Annotated in this window: 18 protein-coding genes and 2 tRNA genes; 2 read left to right on the plus strand and 18 right to left on the minus strand. The window is 62.2% G+C overall.

Annotated elements, in window-relative coordinates:
- Positions 1 to 9 precede the first annotated feature (9 nt).
- The 12 genes from ccsA to A9Z00_RS06365 form a co-directional block, all read right to left on the minus strand.
- Positions 10 to 822: a cytochrome c biogenesis protein CcsA gene (gene ccsA / locus A9Z00_RS06310; protein ID WP_296975312.1), complete on the minus strand. Its 813-nt coding sequence runs from the start codon at positions 820 to 822 to the stop codon at positions 10 to 12.
- Positions 823 to 848: 26 nt separating this feature from the next.
- The gene (hemA, locus tag A9Z00_RS06315) at positions 849 to 2,234 is read right to left on the minus strand and encodes a glutamyl-tRNA reductase (protein WP_296975313.1); all 1,386 of its coding nucleotides are present in this window, start codon (positions 2,232 to 2,234) and stop codon (positions 849 to 851) included.
- A gap of 238 nt (positions 2,235 to 2,472) precedes the next feature.
- On the minus strand, positions 2,473 to 2,874 hold the full coding sequence (speD, locus tag A9Z00_RS06320; protein ID WP_296975314.1) for an adenosylmethionine decarboxylase: 402 nt from the start codon (positions 2,872 to 2,874) through the stop codon (positions 2,473 to 2,475).
- A gap of 310 nt (positions 2,875 to 3,184) precedes the next feature.
- Complete coding sequence (locus A9Z00_RS06325; protein ID WP_296975315.1) at positions 3,185 to 3,778, minus strand: non-ribosomal peptide synthetase module; 594 nt, start codon at positions 3,776 to 3,778, stop codon at positions 3,185 to 3,187.
- Positions 3,779 to 3,984: 206 nt separating this feature from the next.
- On the minus strand, positions 3,985 to 4,572 hold the full coding sequence (gene yihA, locus A9Z00_RS06330) for a ribosome biogenesis GTP-binding protein YihA/YsxC (RefSeq protein WP_296975316.1): 588 nt from the start codon (positions 4,570 to 4,572) through the stop codon (positions 3,985 to 3,987).
- Between the two features lie 45 nt (positions 4,573 to 4,617).
- Complete coding sequence (gene lon, locus A9Z00_RS06335; RefSeq protein ID WP_296975317.1) at positions 4,618 to 7,023, minus strand: endopeptidase La; 2,406 nt, start codon at positions 7,021 to 7,023, stop codon at positions 4,618 to 4,620.
- A gap of 75 nt (positions 7,024 to 7,098) precedes the next feature.
- The gene (gene lonB, locus A9Z00_RS06340; protein WP_296975318.1) at positions 7,099 to 8,805 is read right to left on the minus strand and encodes an ATP-dependent protease LonB; all 1,707 of its coding nucleotides are present in this window, start codon (positions 8,803 to 8,805) and stop codon (positions 7,099 to 7,101) included.
- A gap of 149 nt (positions 8,806 to 8,954) precedes the next feature.
- Positions 8,955 to 10,073 (minus strand): flavodoxin-dependent (E)-4-hydroxy-3-methylbut-2-enyl-diphosphate synthase, encoded by a 1,119-nt coding sequence (gene ispG, locus A9Z00_RS06345; RefSeq protein WP_296975319.1) that lies wholly within the window; start codon positions 10,071 to 10,073, stop codon positions 8,955 to 8,957.
- Positions 10,074 to 10,174: 101 nt separating this feature from the next.
- Entirely contained in the window at positions 10,175 to 11,431 is a 1,257-nt protein-coding gene (clpX, locus tag A9Z00_RS06350; RefSeq protein ID WP_296975320.1) for an ATP-dependent protease ATP-binding subunit ClpX, read from the minus strand.
- A 25-nt stretch (positions 11,432 to 11,456) separates the two neighbouring features.
- On the minus strand, positions 11,457 to 12,053 hold the full coding sequence (gene clpP, locus A9Z00_RS06355) for an ATP-dependent Clp endopeptidase proteolytic subunit ClpP (protein WP_296975321.1): 597 nt from the start codon (positions 12,051 to 12,053) through the stop codon (positions 11,457 to 11,459).
- A 231-nt stretch (positions 12,054 to 12,284) separates the two neighbouring features.
- Positions 12,285 to 13,586: a trigger factor gene (gene tig / locus A9Z00_RS06360; RefSeq protein ID WP_296975322.1), complete on the minus strand. Its 1,302-nt coding sequence runs from the start codon at positions 13,584 to 13,586 to the stop codon at positions 12,285 to 12,287.
- Between the two features lie 96 nt (positions 13,587 to 13,682).
- Positions 13,683 to 14,672, minus strand: coding sequence for a hypothetical protein (locus A9Z00_RS06365; protein ID WP_296975323.1), 990 nt, complete (start codon positions 14,670 to 14,672; stop codon positions 13,683 to 13,685).
- 212 nt (positions 14,673 to 14,884) lie between these two features.
- On the opposite strand from A9Z00_RS06365, the gene A9Z00_RS06370 reads away from it, so the two are divergent.
- Both A9Z00_RS06370 and A9Z00_RS06375 read left to right on the plus strand, forming a co-directional pair.
- Positions 14,885 to 14,958, plus strand: a tRNA-Gly gene (locus tag A9Z00_RS06370).
- A 7-nt stretch (positions 14,959 to 14,965) separates the two neighbouring features.
- Positions 14,966 to 15,042: transfer RNA gene (locus A9Z00_RS06375), tRNA-Arg, on the plus strand.
- 242 nt (positions 15,043 to 15,284) lie between these two features.
- Here the strand turns inward: A9Z00_RS06375 and A9Z00_RS06380 are convergent.
- The 6 genes from A9Z00_RS06380 to A9Z00_RS06405 form a co-directional block, all read right to left on the minus strand.
- Complete coding sequence (locus A9Z00_RS06380; protein ID WP_296975324.1) at positions 15,285 to 16,232, minus strand: ABC transporter permease; 948 nt, start codon at positions 16,230 to 16,232, stop codon at positions 15,285 to 15,287.
- A 6-nt stretch (positions 16,233 to 16,238) separates the two neighbouring features.
- Positions 16,239 to 17,732, minus strand: coding sequence for a sugar ABC transporter ATP-binding protein (locus tag A9Z00_RS06385; protein ID WP_296975453.1), 1,494 nt, complete (start codon positions 17,730 to 17,732; stop codon positions 16,239 to 16,241).
- A gap of 58 nt (positions 17,733 to 17,790) precedes the next feature.
- Positions 17,791 to 18,756: a sugar ABC transporter substrate-binding protein gene (locus A9Z00_RS06390; RefSeq protein WP_296975325.1), complete on the minus strand. Its 966-nt coding sequence runs from the start codon at positions 18,754 to 18,756 to the stop codon at positions 17,791 to 17,793.
- Between the two features lie 63 nt (positions 18,757 to 18,819).
- A complete protein-coding gene (locus A9Z00_RS06395) occupies positions 18,820 to 19,563 on the minus strand; it encodes a DeoR/GlpR family DNA-binding transcription regulator (RefSeq protein ID WP_296975326.1) in 744 nt (247 codons plus the stop codon).
- Between the two features lie 28 nt (positions 19,564 to 19,591).
- The gene (locus A9Z00_RS06400) at positions 19,592 to 20,137 is read right to left on the minus strand and encodes a D-lyxose/D-mannose family sugar isomerase (RefSeq protein WP_296975327.1); all 546 of its coding nucleotides are present in this window, start codon (positions 20,135 to 20,137) and stop codon (positions 19,592 to 19,594) included.
- Between the two features lie 36 nt (positions 20,138 to 20,173).
- Positions 20,174 to 20,926 (minus strand): carbohydrate kinase family protein, encoded by a 753-nt coding sequence (locus A9Z00_RS06405; RefSeq protein ID WP_296975328.1) that lies wholly within the window; start codon positions 20,924 to 20,926, stop codon positions 20,174 to 20,176.
- Between the last annotated feature and the right edge of the window lie 104 nt (positions 20,927 to 21,030).

A 21,030-nucleotide genomic window follows, 5' to 3' on the forward strand; every position in this document is an offset into this window, starting at 1 on the left:
GTCCTTGCCCTACGACCAGGAATGAAAACGCGACGCCGCGCCGATCAGCGAATTGGCGAGCAGCGCGCAGAAGGCGTACAGATTCCACCGCGCCGTCAGCATGCCGGGATGCCTGCGGCGCTTCCTTGCGGCTATGTAGATGAGATAGGCGGCCGCCGCGACCATGGTCGCGAACACCTTCCAGTCGGCGAGCCATTCCGCCCGCCGGGCCATGAGCAGCGTCGCCGCGGCCGCCGCGAGCGACAGGATGAGCAGCGGCGTGCCGGCGAGCACCGCGCCGAACGCGCAGCGGTCGATCGTCTCCAGGCTGGGCATCCGCCGCACGACGGCGTTCCAGCTCCTGCTCTTGAGCTGGCGGTGCAGAAGCAGATACATCGCCGAGAAGACGGCGGCGGCGGTGAACAACGCGTAGGCGGCCAAAGCAAGGCTGATGTGCACGATCAACAGATACTGCCCGGCGTCCCACAGCCGGAGCGGCGCCTCGGACGGCCCTTCCGCGGCCACCGCCGCCAGCACGCCGAATCCAACGACGTTCAGCGCGAAGACGAACGGCTCGATCCGCGGGATCCGGCCGGCCGCGAGCGAGATCGTGACGAGCAGCCAGACGAAGAACAGCATCGTCTCGTACCGGGTCAGGTCGGACGGCCCGTCCAGCTTGAGCAGGCGCCAGACCAGGTAGCCGGTCAGAAGCGCCCATACGAACACAAGGAGCCCTGCGCCGATCCGCTTTATCCTCCGGTTCGCCGACACGAAATCGGAGAAATAAAACAGAAGGCTCAGGGCATGCAAGACGAGCAATCCGTGGACCGCAAGGCCGTACACGGGGCATGCACCTCCGGGGCGCACCCTCACGGCGTGACGGCGGCCAGGCCGCCGGCCGCCTTCCGGACCTGTTCCGTCGCATCCGACCGCTTGTCCGTCCGCGCTTCGGCCTCCTTTGCCTCCGTCTCCTTCTTCAGGTTCCGGATCTCCTCTTCGAGCGCGAACAGCTTGACGAACAGGTCCATCGCTTCGCCGGCTTTCCGGTCCGCCGCCATCTCCTTGATGCGGAGAATCGGATCGTGCATCAGCTGGTTGACGATGCGCTTCGTCATCTTCCGGATCACCCGGCGCTCGTGCTCGGTCAGGTCCGGCAGCTTGTTGAAGAGGCTGGTCATCGTCTCCTCGTGGATTCTCGCCGCCTTCTCCTGCAGCGCGCGGATGAGCGGCACGACGCCGAGCGTCCTGTACCAGTTCAGGAAATGCGCGAGCTCCTCGCCGATCATCGCCTCGATCTTGACCGCTTCCCTGCGCCGCTGCTCGAGATTCGATTCCACGATCCCCTCGAGATCGTCGATATCGTACAGGAACACGTTCGGAATGTCGGCGATCGCCGGATCGAGGTCGCGCGGCACCGCGATGTCGATCAGGAAGAGCGGGCGGGACGGCCTGAGGCGCATCGCCTGCTCCACCTGCGCCTTCGTCAGCACGTATTCCCGCGATCCGGTCGAGCTGATCACCACGTCCGCCTCGGCGAGCCGTTCGGCCGCCCCGGCGAGCCCGATCGGTTCGCCGCCGAGACGCGCCGCGAATTCCACCGCCCGCTCGTAGGTCCGGTTGGCGACGAGCACCCGTTTGATACCGGAAGCGTTCAGATGCTTCGCCGTCAGCTCGCCCATTTTGCCGGCGCCGATGACGAGCGCCGTCTTGCCGCCGAACCCGCCGAAGATCCGTTTGCCGAGCTCGACCGCCGCATAGCTGACGGACACGGCGTTTTCCCCGATCGACGTCTCCGTATGGGCCCTTTTGCCGACGGTGATCGCCTGCCGGAACAGCATGTTGAACAGCGTCCCCGTCGCGCCCTCCCGCTGGGCGAGGAGAAACGCGTCCCTCACCTGGCCGAGAATCTGCGTTTCGCCGAGAATCATCGAGTCGAGGCCGCACGCCACGCGGAACAGGTGGCGGATCGCCGCCTCGTCTTCATACATGTAGAGATATTTCGTGAACGTCTCCCGCGGGACGCCGAACCATTGCTCCATGAAATGCCGGATGTAATGGCCGCAGAGCACGTGGCGGTCGACGACGGCGTACAGCTCCGTCCGGTTGCAGGTGGCGATGATCACGCATTCCATGACGCTCGTCGTCCGCTTCAGCATTTCGAGGGCCTTCGGAAGCTCCTGCCCGGCGAACGTGAACCGCTCCCGCACTTCGACAGGCGCCGTCCGGTAATTCAATCCCACGACAAGGATGTGCATCCGCGTTACCACTCCTGACCGGGCCTCAAAGGCGGGGCGGGGCCCGGTGAGATTTCGGCTTTGAAATAGTATAGCATAGTTGGAAGGCACGTACCCTGACAAAAATGAAAATTGTATGAAAAGCGCGGCATATCCCTATATATCCCTATTGTGGACGCCGGCGCGCGCGGTTATGCAAAAACATGCAAAAACAGCCACGGAACGCTGTCCATGGCTGTTCATTCCTTCGCTGTTCGGTTCAAACCAACGCGAACGGCTTCAGCTCGGGCTCTTCCACCTTGAGCTCGCCGATGCCGCGGATAAGCTTCTTCGCGTGGACCTTGCGCGGCTTCAACACGGAAAGAAGATAGTCGATCGCGAGTTGGGGGTCCACCGTCGCTCCGCAAGTGTAGCAGTCAATCGCCGCGAAACCTTTCTCGGGATACGTATGGATCGAGAGGTGGCTCTCCGAAAGCAGCACGAGCACTGTCGCGCCTTGCGGTTCAAACTGTTTCGATTGCACCGAGAGAACCGTGGCACCGCAGGTTTCCGCGGCCTCCACCAACTGGGCTTGCAGAAATTCGGCGTTGTTGAGCAGTTCGTAATCCACGCCCCAGGCGTCGACTGCCACGTGCCTTCCGAAAGTCGAGTACTCCGCCACTTTCGGCTCCCCCTTCCCAGGAATAATATGGTAAAGCAACTGTCATCCTCCGGGATCTGCGTCATGCACTTCCGGGGGAATTCTCCCGCACATCGCATGCCCCGGGCCAATCCCGGTTCCCGTAGTGAATTCAACGATGATTAAAATAACATCTTCCGCCGAGAAATGCAATACTTTTTTTGGACCGGCGCGAGTCGCCCGGATCCCGCGCCGGACAAGGCTTCTCGGACTCTTCCGGCATGCGCGTGCGACCGCATGAAAAAGGGGCCGCCCGCTCCGTGCGGGGCAGCCCCGGACAACCGCCTTCGCGTCATTCCGCTTCCAGGATGAACAGCCGGCGCGTCAACTGCCGCAGCCGTTCGTCCACGGCCTGCTTCTCGGCTTGGGACGTGCATTGGTTGCGCAGATCGAGCAGCTCGTCGATCGCGTCCTGGATGCGCTCGATTTCCATCTCCACCTGGCGGCTCTCATACAGCGATTCAAGCTCACCGACCGTGTCCCGCCGCTCGAACACGATCCGCGCGCCGTCCCTGCCGTGCTCCACGATCTTGTGGACGGCGCCCTTTTTGTAGTAATACGTCATCGTGAAACCCAGATAAATGCGGTTGACAACGGCGTCGCCGCGGAACGCCGCGACGGCTCTGCGCATGGCATTGGTCAACTGCGGATGGACCAGACGGCAGGACAGCTCACAGACATAACGATCACCGCACAGTTCGAACCTCAGGCTGACTTCCTCTCCGCTCGCCTCGTCCGCGAGCTCCATCTCCTGGCTGCCGCACCCGATCACCCGCAATCGGATGCGGATGTTCTGGGCGCCCACGAACCGGATGAACCGGTCCAGCTCGTCAGCCGTCAGCTGCAGCCGGGCGTTCACATACTCTGTGGCCAGCCGTTTCGCCATAAAAAAATCTCCTCAATTCTTTAGCTTGCGCCGCAAATCGCGGGCTTTTGCCTGTTTCCATTATACGCGATATCCGGATCGGGCGCCTCACGCCGCGGCCTCGATAATCGCGCATTTTCCCGAGAAATTCCGGCGAATATCGCAGGCTGGCCGAAATATTGCAAGGTATCCTCCGAATTGTACGGCAAGTCGGCGGGCTTGCGGTGTCATCCGGCAATTGCCTGACGCACGATGTTCCAGAGCTCGTCCCGCCCCTCTCCCGTCTCGGCGGAGAACAGGACGAGCGGCACGCCGTCGTCCAGGCCCAGCGTCTCGCGCACGGCGCGGAGATGCCGCTCCCGCCGCGTGCGGGGAACTTTGTCCGCCTTTGTCGCGACGACGCAGGTCGGAATCCCGTAATAGCGCAGCCAGTCGTACATCAGCTTGTCGTCCCCGGTGGGAGGATGCCGAAGGTCCACGATGAGCAGCTGCAGCTTGAGCTGCTTCCGGCCGCGGATGTACGATTCGATGAGCCGCCCCCACTTCTCGCGCTGCTTCTGTGACACCTTCGCGTAGCCGTAACCCGGAAAATCGACGAAGTACATCTCGCCGTTTACCCGGTAGAAATTGAGCTGCTGCGTCTTGCCGGGCTGCGCGCTCGTGCGCGCCAGGTTCTTCCGGTTGAGCATCCGGTTGATCAGCGACGACTTGCCGACGTTGGAGCGGCCCGCCAACGCGACCTCCGGCAGGCCGTCACCCGGCAGCTGATCGAGGCGCGCCACGCCGATCACGAATTCGGTGCTGACAATCTTCATGGCTCCTGTCCGCTCTCCCGTATCCCTTCCGATTCCCGCGGAGCATCAGTGCACGTCGTGCATGTCGATCCGGACGGCCTCGCCGCCGGCGCCGTCGCCGGACTCCATCACATGGACGGGGGGAAGTCCGCCGACCAGGGCGTGCGCCAGCACCTCGTCCATGTGCGACACCAGGACGAACTCCAATTCCTCGCGGATGCATTCGGGCACATCCTGCAGGTCGCGCGCGTTGTCCTTCGGCACGAGCACCTTGCGGATGCCGGCGCGGTGGGCGGCGAGCGATTTCTCCTTCAGCCCGCCGATCGGCAGCACGCGGCCGCGGAGCGTGATCTCGCCGGTCATCGCGACTTCTTTCGAGACGGGGCGTCCCGTCAGCGCGGAGATGAGCGCGGTCGCCATCGTGATGCCCGCGGACGGACCGTCCTTCGGTATCGCTCCTTCCGGCACGTGGATGTGGATGTCGTATTTTTCGTGGAAATCCGGCTCGATGCCGAACTCGACCGCCTTGGAGCGCGTGTAGCTGAACGCCGCCTGCGCCGATTCCTTCATCACGTCGCCCAGCTTGCCGGTCAGCGTGAGCTTCCCCTTGCCGGGCATGACCGTCACTTCGATCATCAGCGTGTCGCCGCCGACCTCCGTCCAGGCGAGGCCCGTCGCGGCACCGACCTGGTCCTCCTGCTCGGCGAGGCCGTACCGGAACTTGGCCGGTCCAAGCCATTCCTCGAGGCGCTTCCGGTCGACGACGATCGGGCCTCGGCCGGGATCGGAGACGATCTCCTTCGCCGCCTTGCGGCAGATCGCCGCGATCTGCTGCTCGAGGCCGCGGACACCCGATTCGCGCGTATATTCGCGGATCAGCGCCTGCAGCGCCTCGGGCTCCACGGAGAGCTGATCCTCCTGCAGCCCGTGGTCCCGCTTCTGTTTCGGCAGCAGGTAGCGTTCGGCGATTTCCTTTTTCTCGAGTTCCGTGTAACCCGGAATGTACAGCACTTCCATCCGGTCAAGCAGCGGCCGCGGAATGTTGTGCACCGCGTTCGCCGTCGTGATGAACATGACGTGCGACAGGTCGAACGGCAGCTCGATGTAATGGTCGCTGAACGTGCTGTTCTGTTCCGGATCGAGCACTTCCAGGAGCGCCGCCGCCGGATCGCCGCGGAAGTCCATCGCCATCTTGTCGATCTCGTCGAGCAGGAAGACCGGATTGGCCGTGCCCGCCGTCTTCATGCCCTGGATGATGCGCCCCGGCATCGCGCCGACATACGTCCTGCGGTGGCCGCGGATTTCCGCCTCGTCCCGCACGCCGCCGAGCGAGATGCGCACGAACTGGCGGCCGAGCGCCCGCGCGATCGAACGGGCGATCGACGTCTTGCCGACCCCCGGCGGACCGACGAGGCAGAGGATCGGACCCTTCAGCCGGTTCACAAGCTTCTGCACGGCAAGATATTCGAGCACGCGCTCCTTCGGCTTCTCGAGGCCGTAGTGATCCTCGTTCAGCACCGCCTCGGCGTGCGCGATGTCCAGGTTATCCTCGGTGCGCTTCCGCCACGGCAGCGCGAGCAGCCAGTCGATGTAGGTGCGGATGACGCCGCCTTCGGCCGACGTCGTCGGCATCCGCTCGAGCCGGTCGATCTCCTTCGAGATCCGCTCGCGCACGTTGTCCGGCACGTCGGCTTCCTCGAGCTGCGCGCGCAGCTCCTCGACTTCGCCCGCCCGGCCTTCCTTGTCGCCGAGCTCCTTCTGGATCGCCTTCATCTGCTCGCGCAGATAGTATTCCTTCTGCGTCCTCTCCATCTGCTTCTTGACGCGCTGGCTGATCTTCCGTTCCAGCTCCAGCACTTCGCGCTCGTTGTTCAGCAGATTGAGAATCTTCTCGAGCCGCTCGCGGACGTCGATCGTCTCGAGGATTTCCTGTTTGTCCTTGATCTTGAGCGACAGATGGCTCGCAATGACGTCCGCGAGCCGCCCGGGCTGGTCGATGTCGGCGACGGCCGCCATCGTCTCGGGCGTCACTTTCTTCGTCAGGCCGATGTAATGTTCGAACTGGCCGAGCACCGCGCGCATGAGGGCGTCGATCTCGGGATCGATCTCCTGGCGTTCGGGCAGCTCTTTCACGATGACTTCGAAAAACTGATCGTTCGGGACGTACTCCGTAATCTCGGCGCGCGTCAAGCCTTCCACCAGCACGCGGATCGTGCCGTTCGGCAACTTGAGCATCTGCCGCACCCGCGCGATGGTGCCGACACGGTAAATGTCGTTCTGCGTCGGTTCCTCGATGCCCGACTCCGACTGGGCGCAGAGCAGGATCGTGTTGTCGCCGACCATGCAGCGCTCCAGCGCCCGCACCGACTTCTCCCTGCCGACGTCCAGGTGCAGCACCATGCTCGGGTAGACCAAGAGTCCCCGGAGCGGCAGCAAGGGCAGGCGCCGTCCTTTCCATTTGCCCGGTACCACGCCAGCACCTCCCTGGTCGAATGCACCGCCCGCCGCGCCGCGCATGCGGCACCGTCCGGCGGGTTGACATCTATTTTAGCATTCCGCCGAATCGGCCTGCAAATACGACACCTCCGGCACGGCGTACCGCTCGGCCGGCGTGCCGGCTTCGAGGCCGGGACGGCGCAGCTCGATGTCCGGCAGCGCGATCCGCAGCACCTCCTCGGCCCGGCTCACCGGGATGACGTTCAGTCCCTCCAGCCGTGCATATAAATCCTGCCAGTTGTCCTTCGGGATCAAGACGGTCCGGGCGCCGGCCTGGAACGCGGCCTCCACCTTCGCGAGCACGCCGCCGACCGGCTTCACGTTGCCGTGGATGCCGAGCTCGCCGGTCATCGCGAGCCGGTTGTCGACGGCCCGGCCCGTGATGGCCGAGGCGATCGCGGTCATCATCGCGATGCCGGCCGAGGGGCCGTCGATCGGCGTGCCGCCCGGGAAATTGATGTGCAGATCGTACCGGTGCGGCTGGAATCCGAGCCGGCGGAGCACCGTGAGCACGTTCTCGACCGATCCGCGGGCCATGCTCTTGCGGCGCAGCGTGCGCGATCCGCCCTCCAGCTCCTCCTCGTCGACGACGCCGGTGATCGTGAAGGTGCCCCGGCCCGAGCGGACGGGAATCGCGCTGACCTCGATCTCGAGCAGCGTCCCCATGTTCGGGCCGTATACCGCCAGGCCGTTCACATAGCCGACCTGCGGCTCCTCCGGCACCTTCCGTTCGGGACGCGGCGCGAGCTGGCTCGAATTCGCGACCCACTCGATATCGGCCGCCTCGATCCTGTCGCGCCGCTCGGACATGACGAGGCCGGCCGCAAGCTGCACCATGTTGACCGCCTCGCGTCCGTTCGTCGCGTATTTCGTGACGGCCTTCACCGCCTCGGCATCATACGGCAGGCCGATCTTGCGCATCGCGCCTTCCGCGATCTCCGCGATTTCCTCCGGCAGGAGCGGCCGGAAGAAGATCTCCATGCAGCGGGACCGGAGCGCGGGCGCGATCTCCTGCGGCGACCGCGTCGTCGCGCCGACGAGCCGGAAATCGGCGGGCAGGCCGTTCTGGAAAATGTCGTGGATGTACTGCGGGATGTTCGGGTCCTCCGAATGGTAATAGGCGCTCTCGAGGAACACCTTCCGATCTTCGAGCACCTTGAGCAGCTTGTTCATCTGGATTGGATGGAGTTCCCCGATCTCGTCGATGAACAGCACGCCGCCGTGCGCCTTCGTGACGGCGCCGGGCTTCGGCTGCGGGATACCGGCGACGCCGAGCGCCCCGGCACCCTGGTAGATCGGATCGTGCACGGAGCCGATCAGCGGGTCGGCGATGCCGCGCTCGTCGAAGCGCGCCGTCGTCGCGTCGATCTCCACGAACTTCGCGTCGTGGCGGAACGGAGAAGCCGGATTTCTCTTCGCTTCCTCCAGCACGACGCGGGCGGCCGCCGTCTTGCCGACGCCCGGCGGGCCGTAGATGATGACGTGCTGCGGATTCGAACTGCAGAGCGCCGCCTTCAGCGCGCGCAGCCCTTCGCGCTGCCCGACGATGTCATCCATCGTCTTCGGCCGCGTCTTCTCGGCCAGCGGCTTCGTCAGCGTGATCGAACGGAGCCGGCGCAGCTTCTCCATCTCCTTGCGCGATTCCCGGTCGACGGCCACCCGGTTCGTCCGCTGCGTGCGCAGCAGATTCCAGAAATAGAGACCGATCACGACCGCGAAGAACATTTGGATCAACAGCAGCACGACAGTCAGGTCCATGCGAATCGCTCCTCCCGTATGCGTCGGCGGCCCGGGCGCCCGCCCGGCGAACCGCCCGACACAAAAGTCCGGCAATCAGGATCAATACTTGTAAGTATTGCCTGTTTGCCGGACATGATACGGGAAGTAAAATATTGGTTATCCGATCGTCACCGGACCGCGTGCCCGGCGTGCCGCTTCCGTCCCGGGATCTCGCCCGTCTCGTTGTAGATGCGCACGAGCTCGTCGATTTCCTTCTTCAGCTCGTTCACCAGCTCCGATTCGGGCACCTTGCGGATCATCTCGCCGTGGCGGAACAGGAGGCCTTCCCCGCGGCCGCCGGCGATACCGATGTCCGCCTCGCGGGCCTCGCCGGGTCCGTTCACCGCGCAGCCGAGCACCGATACCTTGATCGGCGCCTTGATGTCGGCGATGTACGCCTCCACTTCGTTCACGATCGAGAACAGATCGATGTCAAGCCGCCCGCAGGTGGGGCAGGAGACGAGCGTCGCCGCGTTCGAGATGAGGCCGAACGCCTTCAGCAGCTCGCGGGCGACCTTCACTTCCTCGACGGGGTCGGCGCTCAGGCTGACGCGCACGGTGTTGCCGATGCCCATCGCGAGCAGCGCGCCGATGCCGGCCGCGCTCTTGATCGTCCCGGAAAACAGCGTGCCGGCCTCCGTGATGCCGAGATGGAGCGGATAGCGGATTCGCTCCGCCGCCATCCGGTACGCCTCGATCGCCATCGGCACGTCGGACGCCTTCAGCGAGACGATGATGTCACGGAAGTCGAGCTCCTCCAGGATGCCGATGTGGTAGAGCGCGGATTCGACCATCGCCTCCGGCGTCGGATAGCCGTATTTCTCCAGCAGGTGCTGCTCCAGCGAACCCGCGTTGACGCCGATCCGGATCGGGATGCCCCGTTCCTTGCACGCCTTCACGACGGCCTCCACCTTCTCGCGGCGGCCGATGTTGCCGGGATTGATCCGCACCTTGTCGATGCCGTTCTCGATCGCGGCCAGCGCCAGCCGGTAATCGAAATGGATGTCCGCGACGAGCGGGATGTGAATCCGTTTCTTGATCTCGCGGATCGCCTCCGCCGCCTCCCGGTTGTTCACGGTCACGCGCACGAGCTGGCAGCCGGCCTCCTCCAGCCGGTGAATTTGCGCGACGGTCGCCTCGACGTCGGCCGTCTTCGTCGTGCACATGCTCTGGATGATCACTTCGTCGCTCCCGCCGATCGTGAGGTTCCCGACCCGGACCGGAACGGTGTCTCTCCGATGGTACATGGCCTTCTCTCCCCGTAGAACGTCAAAATGCCACCTTCGCCGCGGGGGACATCCCCGCGGCGAAGGTGGTCCAATGCGAATCGCCCGGCATCAGGCGCTTATCAGGCGCTTTCTTCTTTCTTCTTGCCCTTCTTCGTCGTGAGCTCGGGCATGATCTTCTCGCGGACCACCTGCTCGGTGATCATGCAGCTCGTGACGTCGTCGCGCGACGGCACTTCGTACATGACGTCGAGCATGATGTCCTCGATGATCGCCCGGAGGCCCCGCGCGCCCGTGTTCCGCTTGATCGCTTCCTTCGCGATCGCCTCGAGCGCCGCCGGTTCGAAGTCGAGCTTCACGTTGTCCATCTCGAGCAGCTTCTGGTACTGCTTCACGAGCGCGTTCTTCGGCTCGGACAGGATGCGGATGAGCGCCTGCTCGTCAAGCGGCTCGAGCGCGGCGATGACCGGCAGACGGCCGACGAATTCCGGAATCAGTCCATACTTGATCAGGTCCTCCGGCTGCACGAGCTTCAGGTACTCGCCCGGCTTCAGCTCGTGCACGCTGTCGCTGTTCACGTTGAAGCCGATGACCTTCTTGCCGATCCGGCGCTTGATGATCTGCTCCAGACCGTCGAAGGCGCCGCCGCAGATGAACAGGATGTTCGTCGTGTCGATCTGGATGAACTCCTGGTGCGGATGCTTGCGCCCGCCCTGCGGCGGGACGGAAGCGACCGTACCCTCGAGAATCTTGAGCAGCGCCTGCTGCACGCCTTCGCCCGACACGTCGCGGGTGATGGACGGATTCTCCGATTTGCGCGCGATCTTGTCGATCTCGTCAATGTAGATGATGCCGCGCTCCGCCTTCTCGACGTCGTAATCCGCCGCCTGGATCAGCTTCAGCAGGATGTTCTCGACGTCCTCGCCGACGTAACCCGCTTCCGTCAGGGACGTGGCGTCGGCGATCGCGAACGGCACGTTCAGCATCTTCGCGAGCGTCTGGGCAAGCAGCGTCTTGCCGGAACCGGTCGGTCCGACGAGCAGGATGTTGCTCTTCTGGAGTTCGACGTCCTCGAGCTTGTTCTGCGAGTTGATCCGCTTGTAATGGTTGTAAACGGCCACGGACAGCGATTTCTTCGCGTGATCCTGGCCGATGACATACTGGTCGAGGAAGGCGCGGATTTCCTTCGGCTTCGGAATATCCTTCAGATCCACTTCCTCTTCCGATCCGAGCTCTTCTTCCACGATCTCCGTGCAGAGTTCGATGCATTCATCGCATATATAGACGCCCGGACCGGCGACCAGTTTGCGCACCTGATCCTGCGATTTTCCGCAGAAGGAGCACTTGAGCTGGCCCTTCTCGTCATTGAATTTGAACATTTCGTTATTCTCCCTTCGCTATGCGTCACTGGCCTACGGCTTCGGGCCGGGTGATGACCTTGTCGATCAACCCGTATTCGAGCGCCTCCTGGGCGCTCATGAAAAAGTCGCGGTCCGTGTCGCGCTCGATCTTCTCGTAGGGCTGTCCGGTATGCTCCACGTAGATCTGGTTCAGCTTGTGCTTCGTCTTCAGGATCCAGTCGGCATGAATCTTGATGTCCGCCGCCTGGCCGCGCACGCCCCCGAGCGGCTGGTGGATCATCACTTCGCTGTTCGGAAGCGCGTACCGCTTGCCCTTGGCGCCCGCGGCCAGCAACAGCGATCCCATGCTGGCCGCCATGCCGACGCAAATCGTCGACACGTCCGGCTTGATGTACTGCATCGTGTCATATATGCCAAGCCCGGCCGTCACCGAACCGCCGGGGGAATTGATGTACAGGTAGACGTCCTTCTCGGGATCTTCGGCCGCAAGAAAGAGCAGCTGGGCGATGACGAGGTTGGCGACATCGTCGTCGATCGGGCCGCCCAGAAAAACGATCCGGTCCTTCAGGAGCCGGGAATAAATATCGTAGGATCGCTCGCCGCGACTGGTCTGCTCCACTACGATCGGCACCAGATTCATGCGACCCACCTCTTTTCTTATTCGGTTTTGCCTCTTATTGTACCATGTCTGCGCCGCAATGTCATATCCGGCGGAAGCGGACGCTCCCGCCGGCAGGGCTCCTGCCCATCGCTTACCTATTATGTATGCGCCGAACGGCGCGGCGTGCACCCCGTCGCCGGTCGAAGATGGAGAAATAAGGCACGCGCCCGTGAAGGTCGTGCCTTACTCCCCTGTTGACGTTCCCGGCGCTCAGGCGGCCGGGGATGCATCTTTGCTGTTTTCGACCAGGAACCGGATCGTCTTGCGCAGGACCAGATCTTCCTTCAGGTTGTCCAGACTGCCGTTGCGGGTGAACAGCTCGCGCAGTTCCTCCGCGGAACGGTTGTAGATGCCGGACAGCTTCTCCAGCTCCTCGTTGACCTCTTCTTCCGTGACGGTGATGTTCTCCGCCTTCGCGATCGCTTCGAGCACGAGATTGTTGCGGACCCGCTTCTCGGCGTCGCCCCTCATCTGCTCGCGCAGCTTCGCTTCATCCTGTCCGGAGATGCGGTAATACAGTTCGGGCGTCATGCCCTGCATCCGGAGGCGGTTTTCGAAGTTGCGCAGCATGTAATCGAGCTCCGTCCGGATCATCGCTTCCGGAATGTCGACCTCCGCGTTCGCGGCGGCCTTCTCGATGGCGGCCAGCTCGCGCGCTTCTTCGGCCTCCTTCCGCTTACGTTCCTTCATTCTGGCCGCAAGATCCTGTTTGTATTCCTCCAGCGTCTCGAATTCGCTGACATCCTTGGCAAATTCGTCGTCCAGCGCCGGCAGGTTCTTCCGCTTGATTTCGTGCAGCTTCACCCGGAAAACCGCCTTCTTGCCCTTCAGCGCATCCGAATGGTAGTCCTCGGGGAACGTCACGTCGATGTCCTTGGAGTCGCCGGTGCGCATGCCGACGATCTGTTCCTCGAAGCCGGGAATGAACCTTCCGGAACCGAGTTCAAGCGTGTAGCGCTCAGCGCGTCCGCCTTCGAACGGCTCGCCGTCGATCGTGCCTTCGAAGTCGATGATGACGATGTCGCCCGTCTCCGCCTGCCCTTCGTCGACGACGACGAGTTCGGCGTGGCGCTCCCGCTGCCGCTCGAGTTCGGCCTGGATTTCCTCCTCCGTCACGTCGACTTCGACGGGCGGAAGTTCAAGGCCCTTGTATTCCCCGAGCTTCACCTCCGGCTTGACCGTCACCTTCGCCTTGAAAATGAACGGCTTGCCCTTGCCGAACTGCTCGATGTCGATCTCCGGCGCGTCGACCGGAAAAATGCCCGTCTCCTTCACCGCGTCCGCATAGGCGTCGGGCAGCAGAATGTCGACCGCGTCCTGATACAGGCTCTCAACGCCGAACCGGGCTTCGAAAATCTTGCGCGGCACCTTGCCCTTCCGGAAGCCGGGAACGTGCACCCGCTGGACGATCTTCCGGAACGCCTTGTCCAGCGCCTCGGCCACGCGTTCCTCTTCCACTTCGACGCTCAGCACGCCCGTGTTCTTCTCCAGAGTCTGCCAACTTGCCTTCATGTTCACGCCTTCCCCTTCCACTACTGACACAACTGACACCGTCTGTTCCTTCGCTCCAATTAAACTACTCCATTATATCCAACCTGCAGAAAGATTTCAAGATTTCCGGGGCCCCTCGACCGCGGGCCCGACCGCGCGCCGGACGGCCCGGCACGCCTGTTCGAACCGGAAACGTAGCGACTCGGGAATGCCGTAGGCCGCGCGGATCTCCGCTTCGTCGGCCCGGCCGTAGGCCGCCGTCTGCACCGCAAGATGCAGCGCGGCCGCCCAGCAATCCACCGCCTCCTCTTCGCCGGACGCCAGCCATTCGTAGTCGGACGTGCCGTAGATGGATCTCAGGATTTCCTCCCACAGTTCGCGGGCGAATTGCGGCAGCATCGGATCGTACGATTCGGTCGCGCGGCACGCCCGCTCCAGCACCTCGCCCGCCGCGGGCGGGTAGTCTTCCGGCCTGAGCGGCGTCCGCTCGATCTCGAGCTCGACCGTCTCTCCCGCGCGGTTCAGCAACACCCTGCCGGTGACGCCGCGCCGCCTGAGCGTCTGCAGGGCGCGGAACTGCATCGACGGGTGCATCGGCTCGCCGCGCAGCCATTCCAGAATCGCCTGGTCCACTTCGGGGGCGTCGAGGTACGCGGCCTTCTCGAGCGCAAGCAGCCGCCGTTCGGGGCTTGAGCCGCGCTTCAGCTCCCCGATCACCCGGCGGATCAGCGCTTCCCGGTCGCCGTCTTCCCGCGGCCTGAGCGCCCGCCCGCGCATCGCTTCCTCGTCGTCGGGCGCATCCTCCTCCGGCGATCCGGCCAAACCCCCGGCCGGTTCGGCGCCGGCTTCGCTCCCGCTCGGCCGGCCGCTCAGCGCCACCAGTTCGGGAAAAACCGCCTCCAGCCACCGGAGCAGCCGCCGCCATTCGGCGTACGCCTCGCCGTCCTGCCCCCGGCAATCGAGCAGGAAGCGGAGCAGCGCGTGCGCTTCCCCGAACCGTTCGGTCTCGAGCAGGCGCCGGATCCGGCGCCGATATTCCTCCGTCATGGACGGCATGAGGTAAACGTTGCTTCCGCCGCCGTCACCGCCATCGAAGTGATCCGCCATATGATGATCGCTCCCGGAAGGCGCCGCCGGGGACGGGCAGGCATGTTCCGGCCCGGCCGGCGCCGGAAATGGTGAATCGCTTGAGTCGACCCCAGTATAGCACGACGCCCCGCTTTCTTCATCCCTTGCCGGCCGGACCTCCCGCAGCGCTTCGTGCCCCGGCGTCCGGTTGCATTTTCGCCCGTCCTGTGCTATGATGTTATGTGCTCCATGCGGGTGTAGTTCAATGGTAGAACTCCAGCTTCCCAAGCTGGCGGCGCGGGTTCGATTCCCGTCACCCGCTCCATCGACCTGTCCCAGTAGCTCAGCTGGATAGAGCATGCGCCTTCTAAGCGTATGGTCAGGGGTTCGAATCCCTTCTGGGACGCCATACCGCAATCTTCACGGGCTGCCCGCACGCCGTGTTCACGGAAGACGGCGTGCGGGCGGCTTTTTGTTGTCCTTGTTGTCCTTTCCGCGCGGCGCGGTCATGGCATCAGGTTCCCTGCGCCGCACTAGACCGGAAGCATGCGCCGCCGATCCGCCGGAATCGGGAACACCCGCATGCCATGGGGCGTGCGGGTGTTCCGTTCGGCGCGCCTGTGGACGGCGCGCCACGATCACGGCGACAGATCAGGCCGTTTTCCGTTTGATCACGTCGGCATAAACGGCGATCAGGATCACGATCCCTTTGACGATATATTGCCAAAAGGAACTGACGCCGATCAGGTTCAGGCCGTTGCTGAGCACGCCGATGATGAGCGCGCCGATCACCGTGCCGCCGATTCTGCCGTAGCCGCCGGTCATGCTCGTTCCCCCGAGCACGACCGCGGCGATCGCATCCAGTTCCGCGGCAACGCCCGCCGTCGGCTGACCCGAGAACATGCGCGAGGCGAGCACGATTCCGGCAAATCCGGCCATGAAGCCGCTGAACGTATAGGCGAAAAACTTCACCCGTTTGATATGGATGCCGGAAAATCGGGCCGCCTCCGGATTGCCGCCGACCGCATAAATGTACCGGCCCATCTTCGTTTTGTTCATCATGAGGTAGCACAGGATCACGAAGATGATCGAATACAGCACGGGGGTGGGCAGCACCCCGCCGATATAGCCGGATCCGATGAAGTTGAAGGCATCCGACATGACGCGAACCGGCTGGCCGTCGGTCAATACGTAGGCCACTCCCCGGCCGATATTCATCGTGGCGAGGGTGATGATAAACGGCGGGATGACGGTGGTCGCCGCCACGTAACCGTTCAGCGCGCCGAACAGGATGCCGACGAGCAGCCCCGCGGCGACGGCTGCGTAAAGCGGAGCACCGAATAACGCGATCAGCATGGCGGTCACCACCCCGGACACGGCCATGACGGAGCCGACGGACAAATCGATGCCGCCCAGGATGATCACCATGGTCATCGCAAGGGCCAGATAGAGGTTGGTGGAGGTTTGCCGCAAGACGTTCAGCAAATTGTTCGCCGTCAGAAAATTGGGATTGAGCACCGCGATGATGACGCATAACACCAACAGTCCGGCGAGAATGCCGATATTGGCCCGCACAAATGATTTGATCCCGTATACCATGGACCCTTAACCTCCGGTGGCATAATGCATGATGGTCTCCTGGCTGAACTCGTCCCGGTTCAAAACGGCCCGTATCCCGCCTTTGTACATGACCGCGATCCGGTCGCTCATGTTGATCACTTCGGGCAATTCCGAGGAGATCAAAATGATGGAGACGCCTTCTTTCACCAACCGGTTCATGATCGCATAGATTTCCGCTTTGGCTCCGACATCCACCCCCCGGGTCGGTTCATCCAGGATCAGGATGCGCGGGTTGGTGGCCAGCCATCGGGAGATGAGCACCTTCTGCTGATTGCCGCCGCTCAAATTCCGTACTTCCTGGTCCGGATTCGGGGTTTTGATCGCCAGTTCATGGATGAATTGCCGGGTTTTCTGGCTTTCATAACGGGCGTTGACTCTGAACCACCTGATGAACTGGTCCAGGATTTTGATCGTGATGTTGTATTGGACCGAACGGATGAGGAACAGCCCTTCCTCCTTCCGGTTTTCCGTCACATAGGCGATGCCGTGTTTGATCGCATCGTTCGGGTTGCGAATGATCACCGGCTTGCCGTCGATCCGGATTTCCCCTTTGTCGTAGGCATCCAGACCGAAAATGCATTTCATCAGCTCCGATCGGCCCGCGCCGACCAAACCGGCAAATCCGAGAATTTCCCCTTTCCGGAGATCGAAGCCGGCTTCGTTCAGCACGCCTTTTTTGGACAGGTTTCGCACGCTGAGCACGATGTCCCCGTCGCTTGCCGGGCTGGCATCCTTGATGTAATACTGGGTGAGCTCCCGGCCGACCATCATCGCGATCAGCTGGTCGGTGGTCGTTTCCTTCGTCTTGACGGTGCCGATCAGGTTGCCGTCCCGCAGAACGGTGATGCGATCGGTGATGGTGAACAATTCGTTCATCCGGTGCGAAATATACACAATGCCGACGCCCTGTTCTTTCAGGCGGCCGATGATTTGAAAAAGAAACTCGACCTCTTTTTCCGTAAGCGAGGAAGTCGGCTCGTCCATCACGATCATTTTCGCCTGGAAGGATACGGCCTTGATGATCTCGATCATCTGCTGCTGCGCTACCGTCAGCTTTTTGACCGGCGTCTCCGGCGCGAGTTCCAGTCCGAATTGCCGCAGATATGTCCGCGCATCTTCCATCATCTTTTTCCAGTCGATCCATCCGATCTTCGTGACCGGTTCTTTGCCCAAAAAAATGTTTTCGGCGACGGACAGATGCGGCACCAGCGAAATTTCCTGGTGGATGATGCTGATGCCGTGGGCCTGGGCATCTTTGACGCTGTTGATGGAAACCTTGTTTCCCTCGATGAAAATCTCCCCTTCGTCGACGGGGTAGATGCCCGCCAGCATTTTCATCAACGTGGATTTTCCGGCGCCGTTTTCGCCGAGGAGGCCGTGAACCTCCCCGCTTTCCAGTTCAAAATCGACCCCCTTCAGGGCGTGGACGCCGGCAAATCGCTTGGCGATTCCTCTCATCTGAAGCAATGGTCGACCCATCCGTTCCACCTCGATGAAGGACGGGAGGGTGCGCGTCGTCACCCTCCCCGTTGTGTCGTCATTGCCATTCGTCGATGCCGTACTCGTGGACGTTTTCCTCGTTGATCAGGAACGTTTCCACCGGCGTTCGTTTTTCGTAGCTTTCGCCCCTCAAAATCTTGTAAGCGACATCCGCGGCAATCTGACCGATCGAGATCGGCGACTGCGCCCCGGTCCCCTTGAACGGACCGCCTTCGGCGATGGCCGCCTTCGCGTCGGGCGAACCGTCCACGCCGTAAATCGCAATCTCCAGGCGGTTGGCGGCTTTGACGGCGGCCAGCGCGCCGAGCGCGGACGGATCGTTGCCGGCGAAGATGGCCACGATGTCGGAATGCGCTTGCAAGATATCCTCGGTAATGCCCAGGGCGGTTTCCAAATCACCCTTTGCGTCCTGTTGGGCCACGACCGTGAAGTTTTTCCCCTCAATGGCTTCCAGGAAACCGGCCACCCGGTCGTTGATCGAATTCATGGTCGGGCTGTCGAGGATGACGATGTTGCCGCCGTTCGGGAAGCGCCTGACAAGGTCTTCGCCGACGACTCTGCCGGCGTTCTTGTTATCCGAGCCGACGTAAGCGGTCACATATTCAAAGTCCTTGACTTCGGTATCGTAGTTGATGATCGGAATGCCGGCTTCCTTCAGCATTTGCAGCGCGGGCCTGATGCCTTCCCAGTCGACGGGATTCAGGAAAATCGCGTCGATTCCCTGCGCGATCATGTCCTCGATCTGGTTGATTTGCAGCGCGACATCCATCGCCGGGTTCAGCGTAATCATTTCATCCCCGTTCGCTTCGACTTTCTCCCGTATCGCTTTTTCCAGAACGATGAAGAAGGGGTTGTTCTGCGTCATGGAGGTGTAACCGAACAAATAATGGTCCTTGTTCTTGGAACCGCCTCCGCCGCTGCCACCGCCGCTTCCGCCATTGCCGCACGCGGCGGACATCAGGACCAGCGCAACAATGAGCACCAATGACCACAGTCTCTTCAAAGGAAGACCCTCCCATCCATGGTTTATTTGACCGGCGACCGGAATGGCGTCCTGGGTGCTCGATCAGGCACATTCGATCAGGCGGACTCCCGCATCCCTGCATGCGCCGAGCAGCGCGTCGTCATCGGGAAGCCTGTCCGTATAGATGCCGTGAACGTTCGAAAGATCCGCAAAGGATACGAGCGATCGATGCCCGAATTTCGTATGGTCGATGACGACGTATGCTTCAATGGCCCGTTCGATGACCATCGATTTCAGTTCGCACTCATACGGATCCGAATTGCTGAATCCGTGCTGCACGCTGCATCCGGTCGCCCCGATGAACGCCCGGTCGAAAGCCATGCGGGAAATCGCCTCAACGGCCAGCGGCCCGACCAAAGTCGAAGTGGTCTCCAGCGCAATCCCCCCCGTTACGATGGTGCGGATCCCTTTTTCCAGAAGGACGTTGGCCACGTTCAGCGCATTGGTCACCACGGTGATGCGGATACCCGTCGGCAAATGCTTCGCCACTTGGAGCGTCGTCGTCCCGCCGTCGATGAAAACGGATTCACCCGGTTGGACGGATTCGGCCGCTTTTTTGCCGATGCGGATTTTTTCCTCGATCATTTTGACAGACCGCTTGCGAACGTCCTGGGTTACGGAAATGGCCCCTCCGAACGTGCGTTTCAGGCCCCCGATCTGCTCCATTTTCTCCAAATCCCGTCGCAACGTCATTTCCGTAACCGAAAAATGTTCCTTCAGATCCCGAATCCGCACTTCTCCTTCACGGGACAGCATCTCCATGATTTGTTGCTGGCGTTCGTTCAATCCGGGATGCATGGACGCACCTCATCCATCAATCTTCATCCACGCGCGGAAGACGCACGATCCTGGGATCGGTGAAAAGATCGAATTCATCCCTGCTCGTGCTGGAGAACTCCGAGACGATGGCCCCTTCGTCTCCCGCCTGAAACCAGTGCAGCGTGTTCGGGGGAATCGTATACTGTTCCCCCGGATTCAATTCGATCTCGCGGAAGACGGTATAATACGTCTCGCTGCCCTCGGGCACCCGCGCCTGGATGTTCGCGGTCGGCTCGCCTTCCACATACAGCCACACTTTCCCCCACCGGCAGCGGAAGGTCTCCATTTTTCCCGGATCACTGCCCACCGGAGGATGCCGGTGCTCCGGACAAGTCTGGCGGGGAAACAGCACGAGTTCTTTGGCGCAATACCGATCGGTGTTGATGTAAGTGACGAGCGCCAGCCCCTGTCGCTCGAGCTCCCCCAGCCCAAAATCAGCGATTTCGATCTGGTCGCGCTCCCGGGGCGTCAATACGATGCCGACCCTTGCCAGCATTTCCGCCGCGCGTTTTTGCGCCAGTTCCGCTTCCCTTCGTTTCATGGTCGCATCGGCAACCTCCGTCCCTTTCTGAACATTTCAAACCGTAACCGTGATCTTCCCGTCATTCGGCCCGACCCACAGTTCCGCATCCGGATCCAAACGCCACCCGTCGAGTCTCAACCGGTTGGCGCGCTTGGGCCACCCCGCTTCGATTCTGCGCTGCACGGCCTCCCAGGAAGGAATACCGCTGACCGCGTCCTGCCGCTCGACATTGCAGGCGCCAACCGCCACCGCCGCGCGCATGACGGACTCGGGTGAAAGGCCTTTCAAAAGACCCGCCAAAAATCCGGCAATGGTACAGTCCCCCGCGCCCGTCGTCCCCGCCACTTCCACTTGATAACAGGTTGCGAGCAGTTCCCGACCGGCCCATGCTCCGACATTTTCCGGCGCGCAGCTTCCCATCGATCGAAGCCGGCATTCACCCGCGGTACGCAAATAGAGGCCGTGTTCCCCCAATTTAACCGCGACGATTGCGGCTCCCATGCCGATCATGCGATCGGCCAACGCTCTCAAATCTTCACCGTCGAGGTGTTCCGCGATGTCGCCCTTCGCTGAAACAAGCCGTTCATAAAACGGTCGATCCAGCATGTACAGGATCTCTTCCATGCTGGGCATGAACACGTCTACCCGGGGCAGCACCTGTTCCAGGATGGCGATCCAATCCGCACGCCCCGCTTCCGATGCGGGATCCGGCATGGCCATGTCGAGCGACGTCGTCAGTCCCATGCGCTTCACCTCATGGAGCATGCCGGCCAGTTCGGTTCCTCCGTCGGCGTACATGCGCTTCATGAGCGGCGGATAACCGAAATGGAACTTCAATAGCCATATTTATGTAAGACTGCGTCAGATTATTATGGGGCCGCGGTTCAAAACCGACCGTCCCCGGTTGAAAG

Source organism: Thermobacillus sp. ZCTH02-B1 (assembly GCF_002159085.1).
Taxonomy (GTDB): Bacteria; Bacillota; Bacilli; order Paenibacillales; family Paenibacillaceae; genus Thermobacillus.

What these genes read in the sequence shown, in the direction of transcription:
- hemA (WP_296975313.1), bottom strand. Translation starts at nt 2,234, where the DNA reads ATGCACATCCTTGTCGTGGGATTGAATTACCGGACGGCGCCTGTCGAA.
- A9Z00_RS06325 (WP_296975315.1), bottom strand. Translation starts at nt 3,778, where the DNA reads ATGGCGAAACGGCTGGCCACAGAGTATGTGAACGCCCGGCTGCAGCTG.
- yihA (WP_296975316.1), bottom strand. Translation starts at nt 4,572, where the DNA reads ATGAAGATTGTCAGCACCGAATTCGTGATCGGCGTGGCGCGCCTCGAT.
- lonB (WP_296975318.1), bottom strand. Translation starts at nt 8,805, where the DNA reads ATGGACCTGACTGTCGTGCTGCTGTTGATCCAAATGTTCTTCGCGGTC.
- ispG (WP_296975319.1), bottom strand. Translation starts at nt 10,073, where the DNA reads ATGTACCATCGGAGAGACACCGTTCCGGTCCGGGTCGGGAACCTCACG.
- clpX (WP_296975320.1), bottom strand. Translation starts at nt 11,431, where the DNA reads ATGTTCAAATTCAATGACGAGAAGGGCCAGCTCAAGTGCTCCTTCTGC.
- clpP (WP_296975321.1), bottom strand. Translation starts at nt 12,053, where the DNA reads ATGAATCTGGTGCCGATCGTAGTGGAGCAGACCAGTCGCGGCGAGCGA.
- tig (WP_296975322.1), bottom strand. Translation starts at nt 13,586, where the DNA reads ATGAAGGCAAGTTGGCAGACTCTGGAGAAGAACACGGGCGTGCTGAGC.
- A9Z00_RS06365 (WP_296975323.1), bottom strand. Translation starts at nt 14,672, where the DNA reads ATGGCGGATCACTTCGATGGCGGTGACGGCGGCGGAAGCAACGTTTAC.
- A9Z00_RS06380 (WP_296975324.1), bottom strand. Translation starts at nt 16,232, where the DNA reads ATGGTATACGGGATCAAATCATTTGTGCGGGCCAATATCGGCATTCTC.
- A9Z00_RS06385 (WP_296975453.1), bottom strand. Translation starts at nt 17,732, where the DNA reads ATGGGTCGACCATTGCTTCAGATGAGAGGAATCGCCAAGCGATTTGCC.
- A9Z00_RS06400 (WP_296975327.1), bottom strand. Translation starts at nt 20,137, where the DNA reads ATGAAACGAAGGGAAGCGGAACTGGCGCAAAAACGCGCGGCGGAAATG.
- A9Z00_RS06405 (WP_296975328.1), bottom strand. Translation starts at nt 20,926, where the DNA reads ATGAAGCGCATGTACGCCGACGGAGGAACCGAACTGGCCGGCATGCTC.